The sequence below is a fragment of the Paenibacillus sp. FSL R5-0887 genome (assembly GCF_038002305.1).
Classification (GTDB): Bacteria; Bacillota; Bacilli; order Paenibacillales; family Paenibacillaceae; genus Paenibacillus_AQ; species Paenibacillus_AQ odorifer.
Map to the genome: position 1 here is coordinate 564,538 of NZ_JBBOCE010000001.1, position 15,218 is coordinate 579,755.

Sequence of the window (15,218 nt, forward strand, 5' to 3'; positions counted from 1 at the left end):
ATCTATAAAGCTTACGCTACAGTTTCTTTCCGTTCTGCTACAAAACAAGCTATGCCTAATACCAGACCAAGGCCCACTAGAACCGCACCGACCCAAGGAAGCGAAGTGATCGCTAGATGAGAAATAACCCAACCGCCAATAAAGGCACCCGCTGCGTTACCGAGATTCCCGGCGGAGTGGCTGGTCGTTGAAGCAAGTGCAGGGGCTGCCTGAGCCAGACTCATAATCCGTATTTGCAGACCTGGCATGACCGCAAAGGACACCATACCCCAGAAAAATATTGTGATTACCGCAGCTATTGGGCTATGCATCGTGAAGGAAAAGATCGTTAGAATCATACTGACTGCAAAATAAAGTCCCACGATAGAAGGCATCAGCTTCCAATCCGCAAGCTTTCCGCCAACGATGTTCCCGATGGTCACCCCACAGCCGAATAAGACTAGAATCCAAGTCACACTATGTTCAGCAAAACCGGTCACTTCTTCAAGCAGTGGAGTAATATATGTGAACACGGTGAACAAGCTGGCGTTCCCTAACGCCCCGATCAATAAGAATAGCAGCAGCTTTGGATTAGCCAGCGCAGCAATCTGCTGGATAACACTCGCTGGTTTCTCTTGTTTAAGCTTTGGAATAAAAATGAGGATGCCGATCAGCGCGGCGACTCCCATGACAGCAATCGCTGCAAATGAGGCCCGCCAGCCCATACTTTGTCCAATAAATGTTCCTAGAGGAACTCCAACAATATTGGCTATCGTTAAACCTGCCATCATAATAGATACGGCTCCGGCCCGCTTATTGGGTTGTACAAGATTGGATGCAATGACTGCGCCAACCCCAAAAAAAGTACCATGAGTTAAAGCTGTAATTATACGAGCTACCATGAGAACGGTATAGTTTGGTGCAAACACAGAGATTCCGTTGCCCAGTATAAAAAGAATCATGAGAAGACATAACAGTTTCTTTTGCGGAATACGCTGCGTGAGAATGGTCAGGATGGGTGCGCCAACGGCCACTCCAAGTGCGTACATTGTAATGAGTTGGCCAGCAGTCGAAATACTAACCTGTAAATCGTTGGCGACATTTGGTAAAATACCCATAATAACAAACTCAGTCATACCAATCGCAAAAGCGCCTACCGTAAGAGAAAGTATAGAGATGGGAAAGGGCTCTTTCCCTGCTCGTTCTTTGCGTGATTGTGCCTTGTTGAGGTTTGGAATTGCGTTCATGATGCCGATGTTCAACCTTTCTTCTGCCTGTAATGAAGCTCCACCTTGGTTAAGATGATAGATCCGACATGTAAGTATTGCTTTTCTATTATTTAGTTTTCTGAAAATATTTTCAAGATAAATATTTTTTCAGATAGTTTTCATTTTTATAGATCATTGAAGGGATGGTTATTTATGAATGATGAAAGCCAAGTCCAAGTGCTTGAATTGCCGGAAATGAAGCGAGAATTTAATAGCAGTTTGCAGAGTAATGATCGTGGATTGGTTATAGAAATCTATCAATTTGCGAACTCTTCCTGGCCCGATGAGACTGAATTGTTCCTTCCTTTGCGATGAGAAAAAATTATAAGCAGGCAGCTTTAATAGCGCTTCAGAACTTTGACCTGGATTGGACGCAGATTCGTTTTAACCAGCTATCGGATACCTGTACCTTTGTAATAGAAACTAATAAAGAGGGAACTTTTTTACTGCGCCTTCATTCGGGGAGATCTAAAGAGGAAATTAACTCCGAAATCGCGTGGCTGGAGCTTTTGAAGAGCAAAATCGATGTCCCCCTGCCAAAAGGTGTTCATGATCGCACGGGTGCTGTAACGTTCAGAGTGGAACAGGGAAATGGAGAAGGTGTTTATGCCTCATTAATGCGCTGGGTTGAAGGGGAACATGCGAAAGAAAATCTTACCGAAGAACAAATTTACAAAGAAGGCGTTCTATTAGCCAAGCTACATAAGGCGGCACAGGAGCTGGAGTTACCCCCTGGCTTTAATCGTCCTGTTTGGGATGAACATAGCTTTCGAAAAGCAATGCTTCGTTTAAAACTTCATTATCATTGTTTTCTTACGGATGAAGAGTTTGTGCTGTATCAGTCGGCAGCTGAGAAGTTATACAATTGGTTAAGCAAGCAGCATAAAAATAAGAACAGAAGGTCTTATGGCGTTATCCATGGAGATTTACATCAAGGCAACATCATATTTAAAGAGGGTGAACCTCGGCCGATTGATTTTGGAAGATGTGGTTGGGGGTATTATCTTTATGACGTGGCACATACCCTTCTTGGACTGTATCCATTGCAAAGAGAAGGGGTCATTAAGGGGTACGAAAGTATCGCCAAGCTTGATGGGGAGTGGGTTCAGACTTTAGAGAATTTTACGGTCATGGTTATGATCGAAAATTATTGCCATCACGCATCCGATCCTAGGGAAACCGAGGGTCTAATAGCAGAACAGCCGTATGCGTTAGCGATCCTGAAAAATTATCTTAAGGGAGAACCCTTTCTTTTTAACAGGATTGAGATTTAACGTATAGAAATAGGGTCTCTTTGGGGAATTTATATAAAGTTCCCTAAGGAGGCTATTGTGATGAAAAAAAGCTGGATTGCTCCCCTTCTTGTCGCAGTGATGCTCGTTCTGACGCCACAACCTTGCTCCGCAAATAGGTTGATTCAACCTCAATCTGTAACACCTTCCAGGTCTGATTCGGGACTTCAACTGCCAGATCAAGATTCTCGCGAACTTAAGTTTCAAGACATGCTGATGTTATTTCTTTTACCTCATATTGAGAAAAAGATTGCAGATATTTATTCGCCGCTTTTGCGAGAATCGCCAATGGTTTATCCTTACTTTGTGGATGTGACAGAGGTGAAGCGGACCAATGGTTTCCGTGGGTTTGATTTCTTGATTACACTTAACGTATATCCTACAGTTGGTCCACATATTTCAGTTGGAGAAGATACCATGACTTTTAGGATCTCTCCTGGTCCTAAGGTGAAGCTTGAATCGTTCAAGCATCTAAAAGACCCCAAAAAATCAGACTTTCCACCAAATTATCAGAACATCCTTAGATAGTGTAGTTTGGTAAGGCGGGTGGGTGGAAGAGTAGATATTAATATGTGCCACACGTTGAGTTATGAGGCGAGCTATTTTTACATGAGTAGGGAGTTCTGAGGTAATGGTGATGGGAGTTGTAGGGAAAGGAGTCTTTGGGAGAGGGTGTATGAGAGGGGAGGAAGGTTGGGTTAGTGGCATGATGAGGTGAGGGAGAGGGGAGGAAGGTTGGGTTAGTGGCATGATGAGGGTGTGTGAGGGGATGAAGGTTGGGTTAGTGGCATGATGAGGGTGTGCGTGAGGGGATAAAGATTGGGTTAGTGGGATGATGAGGGTGTGCGTGAGGGGATAAAGATTGGGTTAGTGGGATGATGAGGGTGTGCGTGCGTGTGTCCGCGAGCGGGCAAACGGGATAGTTGCAGTTTGTACACTTATTTGCAGGAGATAAGAAGCTTAGTCACTTTTAGTTGCATTTAGTGCAGTTAAAAGAAGTCTTTTCACACTAATTTGTTAATATCGTTGAATTTAGTTGCAGAGAATACACTTATTTCGCTCGGCCAGCACAATGTATTGTTTATAGTTGTATAAAGTGCAATTAACCCATACATTCCCAAACGATTTTAAGCAAAATAAAAAAGTCCATGGGTTAACATTGCAATACCCAACTCATACCCAACTCATACCCAACTCATACCCAACTCATGCCCAGCTCACCGCACACACTCCGATCTTTGGGGTGTTTTTTTGTGGTTAGAATTGTGGTGGATTAATGGCGATTATGGTATTATGAAATTAGTGGATATATTGATTTAAGTTACTAAATTCAAATATGGAGGTGTGAGGGATTGGGTGATCATAAATTCGAGGGCGAACAAAAGGGGAGCAGTATTAGCGAAATTAAAGATAAGGTCACTAGCGATAGCGCAAGTAACAACGAGGATAAAGTCAAAGTAGGTGTAGCTACTAAAGACGGGCAGTTAGGGTTTCTTTTTACAAGAGGGGGGCTTCGGGAAGGTGCAGGTAGAAAAAGCACTGGTGTAACTAAAAAGGTATCACTGACGTTATCTGAGGACGTTTGGCAGGAGATAGAGCAGGCTTGCGCGGATCAGAACGCATCTCGCTCCCAAGTATTTCGGAACATCATTGAGGCGCATTTTGTAAAGGAATCTAAGGAGAGTTAGGTGAAGTCTTTGCTAATCCATGTTTCAAAAGATTCTCTTAGTACCGCTTTGCAGGCAGCATTAAAAGCCATATCCGCGAATAGTTCCTCACGTGTTCTATCAGGAATACTTATTCAAGCGCAAACTCAGGGTTTGATATTAACAGCCAGCAATATAAGAATGACCATTGAATATAAGCTCCCTGTGAAGATGGATTCGATGGTTGTGCACAACACAGGTGAGATCGTAGTTCCCGCGCGTTATTTTTATGAGATCATTCGTAAGCTTGATCCTGGACTAATTAGGCTGGAAATCGTAGAGTCATTGATATTAAATATTCAATCAGGGAGCACTCAATTTCGTTTATGTGGAATGGATGTGGCAGAGTTTCCAAGAATCCAATACATAGATCATCCAAACATTCAAAGGATAAGCATGAAGAACACTCTCCTGAAGCAAATATTTAAAAGAGTGGTTTTTGCGGTCTCTTCATCGGAAACCAGACCTGTGCTTACAGGAGTTTTGCTGCAAATAGAGAAGCATAATATTCGTGTAGTCGCCACTGATGGCATCCGCTTCGCCCAGCATGTTGTTGAAAGCGTAGATGATTACGGGGAAATTCCTTTAGATGTTGTAATCCCGGGCAGCACCCTGGAGGATCTTTTGAAAATATTAAACGATGATGCAGACAGCAGCACCGATTTAGAAATAGGCCCCAAGCAGATCAGATTTATTTCTAATGGATTGAGGGTTCAGTCTGCTCTTTTAGAAGGAACTTATCCCTCTGTCAATAATTTAATCCCAAAAGCGTACCTCTCCGAAGTGATTGTTAAGAAAGACCGTTTGTTACATGTGGTTGAACGTATTTCTATATTGGCTGGTGAGAGTGTTATGCTCAGCGTACTTCCTTCTAATACGCTAAGTTTAGTGTCCAAGACTGCAGAAATTGGGGATGTAAAAGAAGAGATTCCTTTGGAGCATCTGGAAGGTGATCATTTTCGAGTAGCCTTTAACGGAAAATATTTCAGGGACATCCTTCGGGCGATCGATAGTGAGACGCTTAGAATCAGGTTCGCGGGAAAAGAAAGGGCGCTGGTGATCCTGCCTGTGGACGCATCTTCGTCCACACTTTTTTTAATTACTCCTGTGAGGACGCATGATTGAGGATTTGTTAAGTACAGTATTTGAGTAGGTTTGAGCGAATAGCTGCAACTGAGTCCGATAGTGTGGCAAAATGAGCGGAATTATGGAAATAAGAGCAACTGAGTCCGAATAGTTGGTGAAAAGAACACCGCCTGCCAAATTTGATCCTAAACGTGCTGCCCATTGCTTAAACTAGCTGTCTGGGGCTCAACTTATCTACTCCGTGCGGAATTAGCTATCTATAGCTCAACTTAACTACTTCGTGCGGAATTAGCTATCTATAGCTCAACTTAACTACTTCGTGCGGAATTAGTTCCTTATAGCTCAACCTATCTACTCCGTGCACGAAATTAGTTACCTATTACTCAACCTAGCCGTCTACGTCCCAAACTTAGCCGCCTACATCTCGAAACCAACTACCTTTTGCTCGATTGAGATCGTAGCGGACCGTATTGCAGCTATTTCAGCATATGGGTTCATTTTGCAAAGGTTTCGGACTGTATAGCTCTTATTGCCCCTGATTTGTGCAGAAAAGGAGTGCATTTGAGCGAATAGCTGCAACTGAGTCCGATAGTGTGGCAAAATGAGCGAAATTATGGAAATAAGAGCAACTGAGTCCGAATTAGCCAAAATCCATCTCAACTTCACAGCTTTTCCAGACGGGAATGAGGTATATTTGATCTGGGAGGGGATGGAATGCATAATGCAAAGACGGCCATATTTTATTTCTCAGGTACTGGCAATACGGAGATTATTGCTAAGCAATTTGCTGAAAGGCTAAGAAGTAAAGGGCAAGATGTAGATTTGTTTAGAGTGGAAGATGTTTTTAAAGGCACTCGTTCTGTAGAATATGAAGCCTATGATCTTATAGGTATTGGTCATCCGGTTCTAGGCTTTGGCGCTTCCGGTTTTGTTGAACGTTTTGCAGAAGGGCTACCTGATTGTAATGGAACCCCGGCATTTGTATTCAAAACGGCATCCTCTCCACACTATATCAATAACGGTGCTTCGAATACGGTGCTTCGTTCTTTGCGTGGGAAGGGATATAATCCCTTTCACAATTCGATTTTGGCGATGCCATGTAATTTTTATATTAAATATGATGACAGGTTGAATAAGCAGTTGTATCAAGCCGCACAGCGTAAGGTGGAATTGTTTGCAGAGGAAATCGTAAACCGGACACCACGAAATCTGCCGATTCACCCTGTGTTGGAGCGGGTTCTGAGAACAGTATACTATTGTGAGGAACACCAAGGGGGAAAATACTTCGCCAAAGGATTGCGTACAACCGACGCTTGCACACTATGTTTAAAATGTGTCAGAAACTGTCCAACATCCAATATTAGTAGCGGCGTAGAAGGAATTGTTTTCAGTCAAAATTGTTTATTATGTATGCGTTGTGTTTATTCTTGTCCTCAGAAGGCAATCCAAGCGACACGACTTAAGGCTAGCGTAGTAGATCCCTATACTGGAGGTCCGAATCTTCATAAACTAATGAAGGATTCTGCGAATGATGGACGGTTTGTTACTCCCAAATCCAAGGGCTACTACAAGCATTTTATTAAGTATTTGGAGGAATGACATATGAATCTGTTTCGGATGGGATCGAAGCCACTGGGGATTGAGCGGATCAGCACATTTTTGGAGGATAATTATGTGAGTATCGGCTACCCCGGAATAGGGGATCTGGAGAATCTAAGCACAGAGGAACTTCATGATCGATTGATTGGCACATACCAATATAGTGAGTTGGAGCTTATGCAACATCTGCAAGCCCTTCAGCTATTTGTACATACGATGCAAGATGGAGATTATGTGCTGGTGGCCGATGGAGATTGGGTACATCTCGGGGACCTCGGAGATTATTTTTACAACGAGTTAACTGATAATGTTGACGAGGGTACATGCCATCGACGTGGTGTGACGTGGTTGAAAAGTCTGCCGATTTCTGAACTAAACGCAGGCGTGCGGGAGTTATTTAACCAAAGTGCACCGGTTGTACAATATAAGGGTCCCAAACCAAGTGCTCGCTTGGATCTGTGGATTACAGGTGTTTCTGCTAATGAACAAGAAGTGAATAGTCCGCTGGAATTGGATGAGGAGACACTCTCTAAGGCGCTTAATATTTTGAAAGATGCTTTGATTTGTGATGACTCCGAACGACGGGAACGAGCAGCGATAGCCATTTTACAATATGCGAAGTAGAGCCCCTCTTGTATATCGGGTGTACGGTTCATTATCTTCATGATGAGTTCCAATTAAAAAACGTTCCACCCGCTACTTGCCTCGGATGGAACGTTTTGCTGTATCTATAATCAGATGAATTCAACGAATTCGTTGACTGGCTTACGGTAGCCGCGGGGTCTGATTTTATGTTTTTTGTCTTTGCCGATCGTGATCAGCATAACAGGTACCATATGATCCGGCAGATTCAAGGTGGATTGGATAGCATCAGCATCGAAGCCGATCATCGGGCAGGTATCCCAGCCTTTATCTTTGGCGATCAGCATAAAGTGCATGGCAGAGAGAGAGGCATTACGTATTGCTTCATCTCTTTGAAAAGCATCCTTATCAATGTAAGCATTGTTAATCATCTCTATTTGCTCATCATATTCCTCTTGTGACATCGCTCCTAAAGCTTTAAGCCCGCCATAGATTTCTGGAGCCTGCTGATAAGCATGCTTATCTCCTAGCACTACAATAACTGCTGAAGCAGTATGGATTTTATATTGGCCGTAAGCTGCTTCGCGAATTTCTTCTTTTAAGCTCTCGTTAGATATCACTTTGTAATTTGTATGCTGTAGATTATAGGCCGATGGTGCCAATCTGGCATAAGAGAACATTTCCTCTAATTCATTCTGAGGGATGATAACCCCTTCCACAAAATTCATAGCGGATCTGCGTGACTGAATCAAGTCTGTAAAAGCGCTCATAAGTATTCCTCCGTTGTGTATGTATTCGGTTGTAAAATATAAACACCTGATATTTGTAAATGAACTAACTAAATGTTACTAACTCAAAATAACACAGCCTAAAAAATTCGTCAATGATAAAATTTATTGAAGTTAATCTTGAATACCCTGTTGTCAAAAAATAGGACATAAATTAGGATATTAGGATATGTAGAAACACAGTGGATGAAAGGGTGGATAAGTTGATTAATAGTAGAGAACAATTGATGATAGATTTGCAAAGAATCGAAGAGAATGACTACGAACTTAAAAGTGGAGAGGACATAAAGGAATATGTGAAGTTGATGCTTGAGCATATAGGAGATCCCGAGCCTGTACTGCGTGATGAATTGATTTATTCCACATTCTACAAATGGATTAATGAGAAACATTGGTTTAATGATGCGGAGCTTCGTGAACTGCTGTGGATACTTCTTGACGAGCAGCATCTTTTTTATCACATTGGGAATAAAGAAGATCTGACGGTGTATACAAGAACATTTTCTGTATTGGTTGTTGCTCTTATTCTCCAGAGGCATAGGGAAATGGCTATATTGGATAGCTCTGAATTTATAAAGGTGAAGCAGGGTTTGATTCGTTATTATGAGGAAGAACGGGACTTAAGAGGTTATATGGAAAAAGAAGGCTGGGCACACGCAGCAGCTCATGGCGCCGACGCCTTGGATGAGCTGGTTTTATGCTCGGAGAGTGATGCCGCGGTGCGGGAAGAGGTTCTGGCAGTTATTCAAAAGATGCTTTATAACGATCAATACATATTCAGGGAGGAAGAAGATGAACGGATTGCTACTATTATAGTTACAATCATCGATCATCATTTACTTCCACAGCAGTCTATAACCGATTGGATTCTCAACTTGGCGCAATGTGGCAGTTGGCCTAGAAGCCACAGCCAGTACGTTACACGAATAAATACAAAGAACTTCCTGCGTTCTCTTTATTTCAGGTTACTTCTAACAGAGAAGAATATGGACATTGTGGAGGTTTTATTGAAAACTGAGAAGAATTTGAATGAATTTGTACATTAATTCACTCAAACGGTTTTAATTAACACTAGTAATTTAAATAATTTATTATAATGTAATAAAAATCACAAATTTTTATGGAAATTCAAAAACTTTGTGACATTTATAACTTGATAAGTGCTATAATAGAAATATGGCGTTAAAAGTTCTTATGTTTTTCATCACTATTAAGCAGCAAAGCTTATTGCAGAGGAGATTTGGATATGTCAGAATCAATCACTCAAACACAACCTGAACAAGAATCACCAAAAGTAGCTGTTAGCAAGGAACAAATGGATGTTCTTGAGCAGCTCTTGAAACCAGAAGTTCAGGAATCATTAACAGTCTTGGTGGAACAGCTGCCAAAATTAACTGAGCTTGTTGGCGTGCTTACAAAGTCCTATGACTTTGTGCAAACTGTCGCAGCGGATGATGTCTTGAAAAGTGATACGGTAAGTGCAATTAAAGAACTTGCTGAACCTGTAGTGTATTCCGCGAAGAATATGGCAGCTACAGTGATCGAAGCAAAAGATCGTGCGAATGAAAGTAACGAAGTTATTGGTCTTTTTGGTCTTATGAAGTTGTTGAAAGATCCGCAAGCGCAAAAGCTTTTCCGTTTCGTAAATGCATACCTTCAAGTTGCTGGAGAACGCAGTAAGCAGAAATAATCATTTTCATATCTTATACGTAAGGGACGGAGGAAACATCATGTCTAAACATATTGTCATTCTAGGAGCAGGTTATGGTGGTCTACTAAGCGCCTTAACCGTACGCAAATATCTCAAAAAAGATGAAGCTAAAATTACTGTAGTTAATCAGTATCCTACCCACCAAATCATTACAGAATTGCATCGTCTTGCAGCAGGTAGTGTTGCAGAGGGTGCTGTAGCTATGCCTCTAACTAAGCTTTTCGCAGGGAAAGATATTGACCTGAAAATCGCGAAGGTTAATTCATTTTCTGTGGAGAACAAACAAATTGTTCTTTCTGATGGTGTGACACTTACTTATGATGCGCTTGTTGTAGGTCTTGGCAGCACTACAGCTTATTTTGGCATTCCAGGGCTTGAACAATACAGTATGGTATTGAAATCAGCTGCAGATGCTAACAAAATTCATCAACATATTGAAGATCGTATTCGTGAATATGCGAAATCGAAAAATGAAGCAGATGCAAACATCCTGATCGGTGGCGGCGGCTTAACAGGTGTTGAGCTTGTTGGTGAAATCGCGGATGTATTGCCTACACTTACTAAAAAATATGGCGTTGATCCTAAAGAAATTAAGCTTATGCTCGTTGAAGCAGGTCCTAAAATCCTTCCAGTATTGCCAGATGCATTAATCGAACGTGCTGTAGCAAGCTTGGAGAAACGTGGTGTTCAATTCCTGACAGGTCTTCCTGTTACGAATGTAGAAGGCAATGCGATTGACTTGAAAGACGGTCAAAAAATTATTGCTAACACATTTGTATGGACTGGTGGCGTACAAGGAAATCCACTCATCGGCGAATCGGGTCTTGAAGTTAACCGAGGTCGTGCAACGGTGAATGAATTCTTGCAATCCACTTCCCACAAAGATGTATTCGTTGCTGGTGACAGCGCGGTGGTCTTTGCAGAAGACGGACGTCCTTACCCTCCAACTGCGCAAATTGCTTGGCAAATGGGTGAATTGATCGGATACAATCTGTATGCCTTCTTGAAAAATAAATCGTTTGAAAGCTTTAGCCCAATCAACTCTGGTACACTTGCTAGCTTAGGCCGTAAAGACGGTGTTGCCATCGTTGGTGCAAGTTCTACTCCGTTAAAAGGCTTGCCTGCAACTCTAATGAAGGAAGCAAGTAATATCCGTTACTTGTCCCACATTAAAGGATTGTTCAGCCTAGCTTACTAATATAGTTTAACCCTAAACCCTGCTCAAATCTGAGCGGGGTTTTTGTTATTGTTTTTTAGTGAAATGTTTGCATTATTGATGTTTCACAGTAGGCTGTATTCATTGTATTTGATATAATAGATTGGGTTATATTAACAGAGGTAGTTAGAGGAGGATTTCATTTATGATATTCCAACAAAACGATGTCATTCTGTTTCAAGGGGACAGCATAACAGACTGGGGGCGTAATCATGAAGACGCTTCATCACTTGGAGTAGGTTATGCAATGATGGTCGCCGCTCGTCTGGGGTATTTATATCCAGAGAAGAATCTTACTTTTATTAACCGTGGTATTGGTGGCAACCGTATTGTTGATTTACAGGGACGTTGGGATAAGGATTGTCTGGATTTGAAGCCGACTTGGGTGTCCATTTATATTGGAATTAATGACACTTGGCGGCGTTTTGATTCTGGTGAAGAAACCACTCCCGAGCAGTTTGAAGCTTCATATCGGGACCTGATCGAACGCACTCAGAAATCTTTAGATGCTAAATTAGTGCTTATAGAGCCTTTTGTTTTGCCTGTACCGGAAGATCGTAGAACTTGGCGTCAGGATCTTGATCCTAAAATTCATATTGTCCGCGAGCTGGCACGTGAATATGGGGCGCCGCTGGTTCCGCTAGATGGACTTTTTGCAGCGGCTTCCGTAAAAGCAGAACCGGCTTACTGGGCATATGATGGAGTACATCCTACTCCTGCAGGTCATGCACTTATTGCGGATGCTTGGCTCAAAACGATGGGAGCAATCTAATCAATTGCCATTTTAAGACTAGAACCACGCTTTAATAAGCAGGTTGTAGTCTTTTTTTAATCGCGTGTTCATAAAGTCGTTTTTATATATTTATAGACACTGTTATAATTGGAATATGCTTATGTATTGGAGGCGATTCGCATTAGGCGGTTAATATGGATAGCACCTTTGTTATTGGTCGTAGTGTTAAGCGGATGTAAAAGTGATTTGGGCTTCATCAATGCCAGATGGATCGAAGGCGTGTCGTTGACACCCGTGGCAACGAGTGATCAGAAACAAGCGGATCGTCCTTTGCACTCAGAGAGCTTAACGCTAAAGGATTCTGTTTTGATCAAGACGCTTGCGGAGGCTATGAACAAGAGTAAGAAATTTTCTGATGATCTGGATTGGGGTCCGGAATTTGAAATGAAGCTTGTTTATGGGGACGGCTATTCGGAAGATTATTACATAGCGCTTGGAGATCAACTTGGACATGAAGGGATGTTTACTACAGCAGAGAACAGCAGTCAGGGCTATACAATTCCTGTGAAAAACTCTGACCAGTTAAGAAAGCTCATTTATGGAACAATCGATACGGAGAACATTGAACAGGCAGACCCTGTGGAGACTTCTGTCGAGGTAACAGGTCCAGTAACCCTATCACATAATGAACTGTCTCCGGTCACAGGGAGAGCGGGATTTTTAAATCTGCAACTGCTAGAGGGGACATATAGCGAAGATTGGACTACACCGAGTCCGTTAGCGGGAAGAAACTGGAGTGGCCGATTTAGGCTAGTAGTGACTGATGAGCATGGAAGAACACTGAGTAGCTATCCGTTAAATGATCAATTTGCCCAGACCTTTAATGATTTTTTTCAGCTTCAGTTTGAGGATTATAATGGAGATGGTGATCCCGATTTTACGATCGGACAATATGGAACGAGTAACGGTTATTTCTACAAGCTTTTTACACTCAGAAGAAATAACGTGATAGAAGAACTGCCTATTAAACCTGAAAATCAGCTGTTTATCAGCAGTCCTGAGCGGTATTCCATAAAGCTGGATAAAGTTGATGAGCATAGCTTCAAGAGAAGTTACTACGATAACGCAGCAGGCAAACAAGTGGAAGATACTTTTCAGTGGGTAGGGAGTGCATTTCAGAGGCTCGACAAATGATTAATTCATGAAGTGAGAGGAATGTGTGTTGGATGACAAGTGATACGGTACAAGATTTAGAAGGGTTAAAAGCTATTGGAAAAGTGGTGGGCCACACCATCGCCGAGATGAAAAAGAAAGTAACCCCTGGGATGACGACTGCGGAGTTAGATCTTATTGGAGCTGAGATTCTGGAAAGCTTCGGAGCATCCTCAGCCCCGAAGATAACTTATAATTTCCCGGGCAGCACCTGCATCAGTGTGAACGAAGAGGTTGCTCATGGTATTCCGGGTCCGAGAGTGATTAATGCTGGCGATTTGATCAACATTGATGTCTCTGCTGAGCTGAATGGGTATTATGGGGATGCTGGCGTTTCTTTTCAACTGCCGCCCTATAACGATGATATTCTGCGTTTATGCCGGAGTACAGAGGAAACCATGATGAGTGTGATCAATCATCTGCGGGCAGGAATGAAGGTTAACGAGATCGGCAGAATGATGGAACTTGAAGCTCGCAAACGCGGTTATAGAGTGGTGCGTAATCTGTGCAGCCATGGAATTGGCAAATCACTGCATGAGAAGCCTTTTGAAATTCTACCCTTCTATAATCCAAGAGTGACCACGGTGCTAAAGGAAGGACAAGTAATTACGATAGAGCCCTTCCTCTCGACTGGAGCGGACTATGTGGAGCAGCAATCGGATGGCTGGACGCTAAGTGTTGTAGATAACGGTCGGGTAGCACAGTTTGAACATACGATTATCGTGACTAAAGGTGAGCCTGTTATTCTGACTAGTGTGTAAGCTCGAATAGCGACTTAAAGGGGTGGAGGATGGAGGGGGATATGAGCAAAAGCCCTTACCCGGACCCTCCGTTCCTTCCATGTCGTTAGCGAAGTTGTTATTAGCCGTGATAAGTGGCAATGCGGTAAATACTTTAAAGAGACCTGTCTATTTGACAAGTCTCTTTTTTTCTAGGATGAGGCGTTACGCTTATATCCTATATTTGGCATAAGTTATCGATGTTTTTTTCAATGGAATGATAAAACAGGTCTTCCGCATGAAGGACATAGGCCATGTATTCTTCCATCTGGTCAGTAAGTGTAAATTCATTCATGATATACTGCCTGGTCATAACATTCCTTAAAAGTTCCCATTGTTCGATGCTTTGCCGAGCATAATGAATGACATCGCTGAGAGCATTAGGATTCGCTAAGGAATTCAGCAGCAATAGCAATACTTTTTTTCTATCTGAATGACGGGTGAGCGTCGTCCGGGTTAAAGAGTAAAGGTCATGGGGGCGGTTTGAAATCTTTGTATTGAGGATGAAGCGTCCACTTGCAAACAGATTGTTCAGTTCCTGGATAGCTGATCGTCCGATATATTCAAGGCGTCCTTCGGTACAAGAGGGCGGCTTATAATAATTCGATAGCGCGGTTCTTAAAATGAGCGAGGCTCGGGCTGGCAATTCAGCAAGCTCATCTTGATTAGGATGCACTGTGAAACAGGAAAACTGCCGATTGTAGGCATCCATAAACGAAGTTTTGGCATCTTGACCGATATTTTTGTTATGCGGATAAGGCTTGAAATACTCTTTGTTGTAATTTATATAATTGTCCAAGAAATAAAAATCAGTTGCCGTCTGCCCTAGGATCAAAAATATATGCCCATCCACAATATGATCTGTTTCCAGAGCCGGGTTTAATTCAAATGTTCTATAAAAGGGGACTCGTTTCATTAACGTATTGACAAATACGACTTCGTTATTTGCTAACAGTGTCTCTATCGTCTGGATGGCTGCCTCTGCATTGTTGCTAAAAGTATGTTTATTAGCGACTGTTATATAATCCTCGGGATCTTTGATCTCGTTCAAGCTTAATTCAAACTGGTCACTGTCAGTATGGGTAACTAATTTCAGATTAAAATCATCTAAAAACATCTTGTACAATACGCTAGAGTCATTGACATACCTTTTTAGCATGAAAAAAATATTACGGGTATAGCAGTTTCCCAGTGACTGTACCTCTGCAATAGGCTCCCCTGCAGAATTATAGTAATATTCCATTTCTAACGTCTGCAACGGCTGCAT

General features: G+C 42.2%; 16 protein-coding genes. 13 read left to right on the forward strand and 3 right to left on the reverse strand.

The features are described 5' to 3' along the window. Positions 1–11: 11 nt before the first annotated feature. Positions 12–1,226: an MFS transporter gene (locus tag MKY14_RS02470; RefSeq protein WP_076129958.1), complete on the reverse strand. Its 1,215-nt coding sequence runs from the start codon at positions 1,224–1,226 to the stop codon at positions 12–14. A 174-nt stretch (positions 1,227–1,400) separates the two neighbouring features. On the opposite strand from MKY14_RS02470, the gene MKY14_RS02475 reads away from it, so the two are divergent. The 7 genes from MKY14_RS02475 (at position 1,401) to MKY14_RS02505 (ending at position 7,554) form a co-directional block, all read left to right on the forward strand. Next, positions 1,401–1,562 carry a hypothetical protein gene (locus MKY14_RS02475; RefSeq protein ID WP_179087399.1) on the forward strand — a complete coding sequence of 54 codons (162 nt, stop codon included), beginning with the start codon at positions 1,401–1,403 and terminating at the stop codon, positions 1,560–1,562. After that, complete coding sequence (locus tag MKY14_RS02480) at positions 1,559–2,521, forward strand: phosphotransferase enzyme family protein (RefSeq protein ID WP_340975703.1); 963 nt, start codon at positions 1,559–1,561, stop codon at positions 2,519–2,521. Before MKY14_RS02475 ends, MKY14_RS02480 begins: the two co-directional genes overlap by 4 nt. 60 nt (positions 2,522–2,581) lie before the next feature. Beyond that, the gene (locus tag MKY14_RS02485; RefSeq protein ID WP_232061297.1) at positions 2,582–3,067 is read left to right on the forward strand and encodes a DUF3888 domain-containing protein; all 486 of its coding nucleotides are present in this window, start codon (positions 2,582–2,584) and stop codon (positions 3,065–3,067) included. Positions 3,068–3,891: 824 nt separating this feature from the next. Beyond that, positions 3,892–4,227: a hypothetical protein gene (locus tag MKY14_RS02490; protein ID WP_248548037.1), complete on the forward strand. Its 336-nt coding sequence runs from the start codon at positions 3,892–3,894 to the stop codon at positions 4,225–4,227. After that, positions 4,228–5,370: a DNA polymerase III subunit beta gene (gene dnaN, locus MKY14_RS02495; RefSeq protein ID WP_340975706.1), complete on the forward strand. Its 1,143-nt coding sequence runs from the start codon at positions 4,228–4,230 to the stop codon at positions 5,368–5,370. It begins immediately after the preceding gene. A gap of 675 nt (positions 5,371–6,045) precedes the next feature. Next, a complete protein-coding gene (locus MKY14_RS02500; RefSeq protein WP_340975708.1) occupies positions 6,046–6,930 on the forward strand; it encodes an EFR1 family ferrodoxin in 885 nt (294 codons plus the stop codon). 3 nt (positions 6,931–6,933) lie between these two features. Further along, positions 6,934–7,554, forward strand: coding sequence for a hypothetical protein (locus MKY14_RS02505; protein WP_076129922.1), 621 nt, complete (start codon positions 6,934–6,936; stop codon positions 7,552–7,554). Positions 7,555–7,664: 110 nt separating this feature from the next. Here the strand turns inward: MKY14_RS02505 and MKY14_RS02510 are convergent, their stop codons facing one another. After that, on the reverse strand, positions 7,665–8,282 hold the full coding sequence (locus MKY14_RS02510; protein WP_076129923.1) for a nitroreductase family protein: 618 nt from the start codon (positions 8,280–8,282) through the stop codon (positions 7,665–7,667). A gap of 221 nt (positions 8,283–8,503) precedes the next feature. Between MKY14_RS02510 and MKY14_RS02515 the strand changes: the two genes are divergently transcribed. From MKY14_RS02515 to map, 6 genes are all read left to right on the forward strand, one after another. After that, positions 8,504–9,346 (forward strand): DUF2785 domain-containing protein, encoded by an 843-nt coding sequence (locus MKY14_RS02515; protein ID WP_340975710.1) that lies wholly within the window; start codon positions 8,504–8,506, stop codon positions 9,344–9,346. A 200-nt stretch (positions 9,347–9,546) separates the two neighbouring features. Further along, a complete protein-coding gene (locus tag MKY14_RS02520; RefSeq protein ID WP_340975713.1) occupies positions 9,547–9,990 on the forward strand; it encodes a DUF1641 domain-containing protein in 444 nt (147 codons plus the stop codon). Positions 9,991–10,030: 40 nt separating this feature from the next. After that, positions 10,031–11,209 (forward strand): NAD(P)/FAD-dependent oxidoreductase, encoded by a 1,179-nt coding sequence (locus tag MKY14_RS02525; protein WP_036685891.1) that lies wholly within the window; start codon positions 10,031–10,033, stop codon positions 11,207–11,209. 163 nt (positions 11,210–11,372) lie between these two features. Next, positions 11,373–11,999: an SGNH/GDSL hydrolase family protein gene (locus tag MKY14_RS02530; RefSeq protein WP_076279848.1), complete on the forward strand. Its 627-nt coding sequence runs from the start codon at positions 11,373–11,375 to the stop codon at positions 11,997–11,999. A 168-nt stretch (positions 12,000–12,167) separates the two neighbouring features. After that, complete coding sequence (locus MKY14_RS02535; RefSeq protein ID WP_139330173.1) at positions 12,168–13,154, forward strand: hypothetical protein; 987 nt, start codon at positions 12,168–12,170, stop codon at positions 13,152–13,154. Between the two features lie 32 nt (positions 13,155–13,186). Then, complete coding sequence (gene map / locus MKY14_RS02540; protein ID WP_036685897.1) at positions 13,187–13,933, forward strand: type I methionyl aminopeptidase; 747 nt, start codon at positions 13,187–13,189, stop codon at positions 13,931–13,933. A gap of 196 nt (positions 13,934–14,129) precedes the next feature. On the opposite strand, the gene MKY14_RS02545 is transcribed toward map, so the two are convergent. After that, positions 14,130–15,218 (reverse strand): hypothetical protein, encoded by a 1,089-nt coding sequence (locus tag MKY14_RS02545; RefSeq protein ID WP_340975717.1) that lies wholly within the window; start codon positions 15,216–15,218, stop codon positions 14,130–14,132.